Source organism: Streptomyces sp. NPDC059456 (assembly GCF_042750055.1).
Classification (GTDB): domain Bacteria; phylum Actinomycetota; class Actinomycetes; order Streptomycetales; family Streptomycetaceae; genus Streptomyces.
In genome coordinates this window covers 1-6,079 of record NZ_JBHYVA010000531.1, presented here as the reverse complement: position 1 = coordinate 6,079, position 6,079 = coordinate 1, and the positions used below count along the sequence as shown (strand labels likewise).

Annotated in this window: 6 protein-coding genes; 5 read left to right on the top strand and 1 reads right to left on the bottom strand. The window is 74.1% G+C overall.

Annotated elements, in window-relative coordinates:
* Window positions 1-83 precede the first annotated feature (83 nt).
* The gene (locus tag ACFXA3_RS32525) at window positions 84-2,273 is read right to left on the bottom strand and encodes a PQQ-binding-like beta-propeller repeat protein (protein ID WP_385192714.1); all 2,190 of its coding nucleotides are present in this window, start codon (window positions 2,271-2,273) and stop codon (window positions 84-86) included.
* Between the two features lie 107 nt (window positions 2,274-2,380).
* Between ACFXA3_RS32525 and ACFXA3_RS32520 the strand changes: the two genes are divergently transcribed.
* The 5 genes from ACFXA3_RS32520 to proC all read left to right on the top strand — a co-directional run bounded on the left by ACFXA3_RS32520 (window position 2,381) and on the right by proC (window position 5,925).
* A complete protein-coding gene (locus ACFXA3_RS32520) occupies window positions 2,381-2,683 on the top strand; it encodes an SH3 domain-containing protein (protein ID WP_054224211.1) in 303 nt (100 codons plus the stop codon).
* 99 nt (window positions 2,684-2,782) lie between these two features.
* The gene (locus ACFXA3_RS32515) at window positions 2,783-3,316 is read left to right on the top strand and encodes a hypothetical protein (protein ID WP_385192711.1); all 534 of its coding nucleotides are present in this window, start codon (window positions 2,783-2,785) and stop codon (window positions 3,314-3,316) included.
* 56 nt (window positions 3,317-3,372) lie between these two features.
* On the top strand, window positions 3,373-4,272 hold the full coding sequence (locus tag ACFXA3_RS32510) for an ABC transporter ATP-binding protein (protein WP_385192708.1): 900 nt from the start codon (window positions 3,373-3,375) through the stop codon (window positions 4,270-4,272).
* Window positions 4,269-5,024 carry an ABC transporter permease gene (locus ACFXA3_RS32505; protein ID WP_385192706.1) on the top strand — a complete coding sequence of 252 codons (756 nt, stop codon included), beginning with the start codon at window positions 4,269-4,271 and terminating at the stop codon, window positions 5,022-5,024. Before ACFXA3_RS32510 ends, ACFXA3_RS32505 begins: the two co-directional genes overlap by 4 nt.
* A 91-nt stretch (window positions 5,025-5,115) precedes the next feature.
* Window positions 5,116-5,925, top strand: a complete 810-nt coding sequence (gene proC, locus ACFXA3_RS32500) for a pyrroline-5-carboxylate reductase (RefSeq protein WP_385192704.1) — start codon at window positions 5,116-5,118, stop codon at window positions 5,923-5,925.
* Window positions 5,926-6,079: the final 154 nt, after the last annotated feature.

Sequence of the window (6,079 nt, the reverse complement as noted above, 5' to 3'; positions counted from 1 at the left end):
TTGGCGGCCCCCATGGCGCCCCCCGGGGGGGTCCCGGGGGGGGGGTCCGCCGTTCCCGCCGTACGGGCGTGACCCCGGCGGGGCTACCAGGCCGACGGGTTCGTGGCGTCCGTGGCGAAGACCGAGCCGTCCGGGGCCGAGGCGTAGACGCGGCCGGCGGCGGCCACCGGTGACGGGAGGGACGCCGTGAACGTGTTCGGGGCGGAGGCCATCCGCGGCTTGGTCTGGCCGGCCGGGCGGCCGGATCCCGCGTCGACCGCCAGCAGCCGGCCGTCCGGGGCCGTCAGGTAGACCCGCCCGTCGGCGAACACCGGCCGGGACGCGACCGCCAGGCCCGTCTCCAGCCGCCACTCCTCCCGGGCCGCGCCGATCGCCGCCAGCCCGCCCGACGCGCCGAACGCGTACACCACCCCGTCCGGGCCCACCGACGCCTGTGCCTGGTAGAGCGGCGTCGCCAGCTGCACCCGCTTCACGGCACGCGTGCCCAGATCCACCCGCACGACCGCGTCCGTCTTCATCTGCACGTCGCCGTCCAGCAGGTAGATCCCGCCCTGCGCCACACCGACGGGCTTGAGCAGCCCCGCGGTCCGCAGCTGCCAGCGGGCCGTGCCGTTCGCCGGGTCCACCGCCGTGAGCTGCGTCGACCTGCCGTCGCCGTCCGGCGTCGACACGTACACCGCCGGTACCTGGCCGCCGGCCTCCTCCGGGCCGCTCCACCAGACGGAGCCGACGCCGCCGATCTGCTTCGTCCAGCGCGGGGCCCCGGTCGCCGCGTCCAGCGCGGTGACGCTCCCGTTCGCCGCGACGGCCAGTACCAGCGCCCCGGCGGGGACGACGTGCGCGCCGCCGGGCAGGCCGTGCCGCCAGCGTTCCCCACCCGTGGCCGGGTCCCGGGCCTGGAGCAGTTCGCTGCCCTGCGCCACCGCGAGGACGAGTCCGCCCGCGTACAGCGGGGCGTCCTTCGCGGTCCGGGTGCCGGCGGGGGTGTTCGCCGGGACGGACCACATCACCGACCCGTTCGCCGGGCTGAGGCGGGCCGCGGCCAGCCCCGCACCCGAGCAGTACAGGGCCGAGCCCTGCCAGGAACAGGCGACGGTCGACTGGCCCTGGCCCTGGCCCTGGCTCTGCCCCTGTCCCTGGCCGCCGCTCAGCGGGACCGCCCACGGCACGAACGGCTGCTGTGACGGCGCGCCGTGGCCGGACCGCTCCGCGGCGAGCCGCTGCGCGTCGCCGCCGCCGTCGGATCCGAACGCCAGGTATCCGCCGGTCGCCGCGACCGCCAGCAGCAGCCCGAGCCCCGCCGCCACGAACACCGGCCTGCGCCGCCTCGTGCCCCGGTCCGCGCGGCCGGGCGCGACCCGGTCCCGCCGGTGGGTGGGTTCCTCGGCCGGGACCGCGGACCCCGCCCCGAGCGGTGGCCGCGGCTGCGGGATGAAGCTCTGGGTGTCCTCGGAGGTCGGGTACGCCACCGCCCGCATCTCCGCGATCAGCTGCTCCGCGGTGGGCCGGTCCGCCGGCTCCTTCGCCAGGCACCGCGCGACGAGCGGTACGAGCTGTTCCGGCAGCCCGGTCAGGTCGGGCTCGCCGTGCACCACCTGGTACGCCACGAGGTAGTGGCTGTCGGAGTCGAACGGCCCGTGCCCCGTCGCCGCATGGACGAGCACGGCCCCCAGGGCGAAGACGTCCGCGGCCGTCCCCACTTCCCGCGGCCGCTGGAACTGCTCCGGCGCCATGTACGGCGGCGTCCCGATCAGCTTTCCGGTCTCGGTCCGCAGATCGCTGTCCGCCGGCCGCGAGATGCCGAAGTCGATGACCCGCACCCCGTCCGGGGCCATCAGCACGTTGCTGGGCTTGAGGTCCCGGTGGACGACGCCCGCCCGGTGGATGTCCCGCAGGGCCTCCGCCAGTCCGGCGGCGAGCCGGGCCAGTTCCGGCGGGTCCAGCACCCGCTCCCGTACGCGCTCGGACAGCGTCGGGGCGTCGATGAACAGGGTGGCCATCCACGGCCGTTCGGCATCCGGATCGGCGTCCACGACGGGCGCGGTGAACGCCCCGCTCACGCGCCGGGCGGCGGTGACCTCCTGCCGGAAACGGGCCCGGAACTCCGGGTCGACCGCATGCTCGGCATGCACGATCTTGACGGCGAGTTTCAGCCCCGATCCGGAGGTGGCCAGATGGACCACGCCCATGCCTCCGGAACCGAGCACCGATTCGAGTCGGTACTGCCCGGCGTACTCCGGAAAGCCCACGTAGTCCGCGCGCAGCGAATGCACCGCTCACCACCCCCGCCGGAGCCTAGTCGATGTGCCGTACGAATCTCCAAGGGTCCTGCTACCCTGCGCGAGTTGCGCACGGCAACACCCACGGGGGGAGATTTCGCATGTCGGTGGAGAACGATTCCAGCCAAGTCCAGAGCGTTGCCTCGGGCTCCGGATTCCCGACGTTTCCGGTCGCGCCGGGCTACCGGGTGAACGTCCGCAGCGGCCCCGGCACCAACTACTCGATCGTGGGCGTGCTGCCGTACGGCGCGTCGGTCGGCATCCGCTGCCAGTGCGAGGGCACCAACGTCTCGGGCCCGTACGGCACGACCGACATCTGGGACTGCATCGGCAACGGCGAGTTCGTCTCCGACGCGTACGTGAAGACCGGCAGCGACGGCTACGTCGCCTCCCGCTGCGGCTGACCCCGCCCGCGGCGGCCGTGCCCCGGCCGGGCGCGCGGCCCCCGTCTGACACGTGAGACGACCGGGGCGCGGCGGGCCCGGCGGGGGATAATCGCCGGTGTGAACGACGACGACCAGCGAGACCAGACCCCGGCCGAGCCCGCCGCCCGGCCCGCTGCGGCCGCCGGGCCCCAGCCCGAGCCGATCAAGTTCTTCGGCACCACCTGGGTGAACCACGACGGCAACTACGCCCTGCGCCGCGTCGGCATGGCCGCCGCCTCGCTCGTCACCGCCGTGGCCGCGGCCATGCTGCTCCGCCTCTCCTACGAGGGCCTGGAGATCGGCAACGTCGGCCCGTTCCTCAGCATCTCCGTCGTCGTCCTCTTCGCGATCGCCAGTTCCATCGCCTTCGCCAAGACCTGGGACTCCTTCAAGCAGCGTCCCGCCCCGTCCTCCGACGAGGCCGCCCTCAAGGGCCTGAAGACGATCGGTTTCATCGGCTCCCTCATCGCGTACTTCCTGCGCTGCTTCGCCGAGGCTCCCGGCGAACAGCTCCGCCGCGCCGAGTACGAGCGCGCCACCGCCGAGTTCGCCCGCCGCCGCAGCACCCGTACGGGCAACCCGGCCGCACGCCGTCCCAAGCGGAAGAAGTAGTCCTCCTCCCTCCCGGTGATTGACGCCCCGGCACCGCCAGGAGCATTATTCATCACATGATGAATAATCGAGAGCGAGAGACGGCGGCCACCACCGCCGTGCACGCCCGCGGCCTCACCGTCCGCCGCGGCACCGGCCGCACCCCCCGCACCGTCATCGACGACATCGCCTTCGACGTCCCCCGCGGCCGCATCACCGGCCTCCTCGGCCCCTCCGGCTGCGGCAAGTCCACCCTCATGCGCTCCGTCGTCGGCACCCAGGCCCACGTCACCGGCACCCTCGAGGTCCTCGGCCGCCCCGCCGGCCACCCCGAGCTCCGCTCCCGCATCGGCTACGTCACCCAGGCGCCCTCCGTCTACGACGACCTCACCGTCCGGCAGAACCTCGACTACTTCGCCGCCGTCCTCGACCCTTCCCCCCGCTTCGCTGGGCAGGCCCCTCGCCGCGCCGCCGCCGACCGCCGCCGCGACACCGTCACCCGCGCCATCGCCGACGTCGACCTCACCACCCACGCCACCGCACTCGCCGGCAACCTCTCCGGCGGCCAGCGCAACCGGGTCTCCCTCGCCGTCGCCCTGCTCGGCACCCCCGAGCTCCTCGTCCTCGACGAACCCACCGTCGGCCTCGACCCCGTCCTGCGCCGCGACCTGTGGAACCTCTTCCACGACATCGCCGCCACCCGCGGCACCACGATCCTCGTCTCCTCCCACGTCATGGACGAGGCCGAGCGCTGCCACGACCTGCTCCTCATGCGCGAGGGCCGGATCCTCGCCCAGGACACCCCCGACGCACTGCGCACCCGTACCCGGTCCGCCACCGTCGAAGAGGGCTTCCTCCGCCTCGTCGACGAGGCCAACGCCGACGCCCGCGCCGACGCCCGTGCCACCGGCCTCGCCGACACCGAAATCCCCGCAGCCCCCGCAGCCCCCGCCGCAGTCCAGGAGCAGAACCGATGACCGCCACCACCGCCCTCAGCGGCGCCCGCACCGCCGCCACCGCCGCCCGGGTCCTGCGCCAGCTGCGCCACGACCCGCGCTCCATCGCACTGATGCTGCTGGTCCCCGTACTGATGCTGACGCTGCTGCGCTTCGTCTTCGACGGCAGCCCGCGCACCTTCGACAGCATCGGGGCGTCCCTCCTCGGGATCTTCCCCCTCATCACCATGTTCCTGGTGACCTCGATCGCCACCCTGCGCGAGCGCACCTCCGGCACCCTCGAACGCCTCCTCGCCATGCCGCTGGGCAAGGGCGACCTGATCGGCGGCTACGCCCTCGCCTTCGGCGCCGTGGCCGTCGTCCAGTCCCTCCTCGCCACCGGCCTGGCCCTGTGGCTCCTCGGCCTCGACGTCGTCGGCTCGCCCTGGCTGCTCCTGCTCGTCGCACTGCTCGACGCGCTGCTCGGCACCGCCCTCGGCCTGTTCGTTTCCGCCTTCGCCGCCAGCGAGTTCCAGGCCGTCCAGTTCATGCCGGCCGTGATCTTCCCCCAGCTCCTGCTCTGCGGGCTCTTCGCCGCCCGCGACACCATGCAGCCCGTCCTCGAAGGCATCTCGAACGTGCTGCCCATGTCCTACGCCGTCGACGGCATGACGCAGGTCCTCACCCACACCGACATGACCGCCGACTTCGTCCGCGACGCCGTCATCGTCGCCGCCTGCGCGCTGCTCGTCCTCGCCCTCGGCGCGGCCACCCTCCGCCGCCGCACCCCCTGACCGCACTGCGGACACCCCCTCGTCACGGGGCCCCCGGGTGCAAGGATGAGGACGTACGTCCTGAAGGTTCGTTCGGCGAGGTGAATCGGGCATGACCCAGACAGTCGCAGTCCTCGGTACCGGCAAGATCGGCGAGGCCCTGCTCAGCGGGATGATCCGGGGCGGCTGGCCCGCCTCCAAACTCCTCGTCACCGCCCGCCGCCCCGAGCGCGCCGAGGAGCTCCGCTCCCGCTACGGCGTCGAGGCCGTCAGCAACGCGGAGGCCGCCAAGCGCGCGGACACCCTCATCCTCACCGTCAAGCCGCAGGACATGGGCAAGCTCCTGGAGGAGCTCGCCCCGCACGTGCCCGCCGACCGCCTGGTCATCAGCGGCGCCGCCGGCATCCCCACCTCCTTCTTCGAGGAGCGGCTCGCCCACGGCACCCCCGTCGTCCGCGTCATGACGAACACCCCCGCCCTCGTCGACGAGGCCATGTCCGTCATCTCGGCCGGCAGCCACGCCACCGCCGCGCACCTCGCCCACACCGAGGAGATCTTCGGCGGCGTCGGCAAGACCCTGCGCGTCCCCGAGTCCCAGCAGGACGCGGCCACCGCCCTCTCGGGCTCCGGACCCGCCTACTTCTACTTCCTCGTCGAGGCGATGACCGACGCCGGCATCCTCCTCGGCCTGCCCCGCGCCCAGGCCCACGACCTGATCGTGCAGGCCGCGATCGGCGCCGCCGTGATGCTCCGCGACAGCGGCGAACACCCGGTCAAGCTCCGCGAGGCCGTCACCTCCCCGGCGGGCACCACCATCAACGCGATCGTCGAACTCGAACGCCACGGCGTACGGGCCGCCCTGATCGCGGCCCTCGAAGCGGCCCGCGACCGCAGCCGCGAACTCGCCTCCGGCAACAGCTGACCCGGCCACGACCGCGGCCCCGTCCCGTACGCAGGTACGGACCCCGGCCGCGGTGGGGGGGGGGCGGGCCGGCCCCCCGCGCCCCGCCCGCGGCGCCGCCCCGCCGCGGCCGCCGAGCGCCGCGGGCCGGCTCGCCGCCGCGCGCCCGCGCCCC

Coding starts and splice junctions, on each gene's coding strand:
- ACFXA3_RS32510 (WP_385192708.1), top strand. CDS start 3,373: ATGATGAATAATCGAGAGCGAGAGACGGCGGCCACCACCGCCGTGCAC.
- proC (WP_385192704.1), top strand. CDS start 5,116: ATGACCCAGACAGTCGCAGTCCTCGGTACCGGCAAGATCGGCGAGGCC.
- ACFXA3_RS32520 (WP_054224211.1), top strand. CDS start 2,381: ATGTCGGTGGAGAACGATTCCAGCCAAGTCCAGAGCGTTGCCTCGGGC.
- ACFXA3_RS32505 (WP_385192706.1), top strand. CDS start 4,269: ATGACCGCCACCACCGCCCTCAGCGGCGCCCGCACCGCCGCCACCGCC.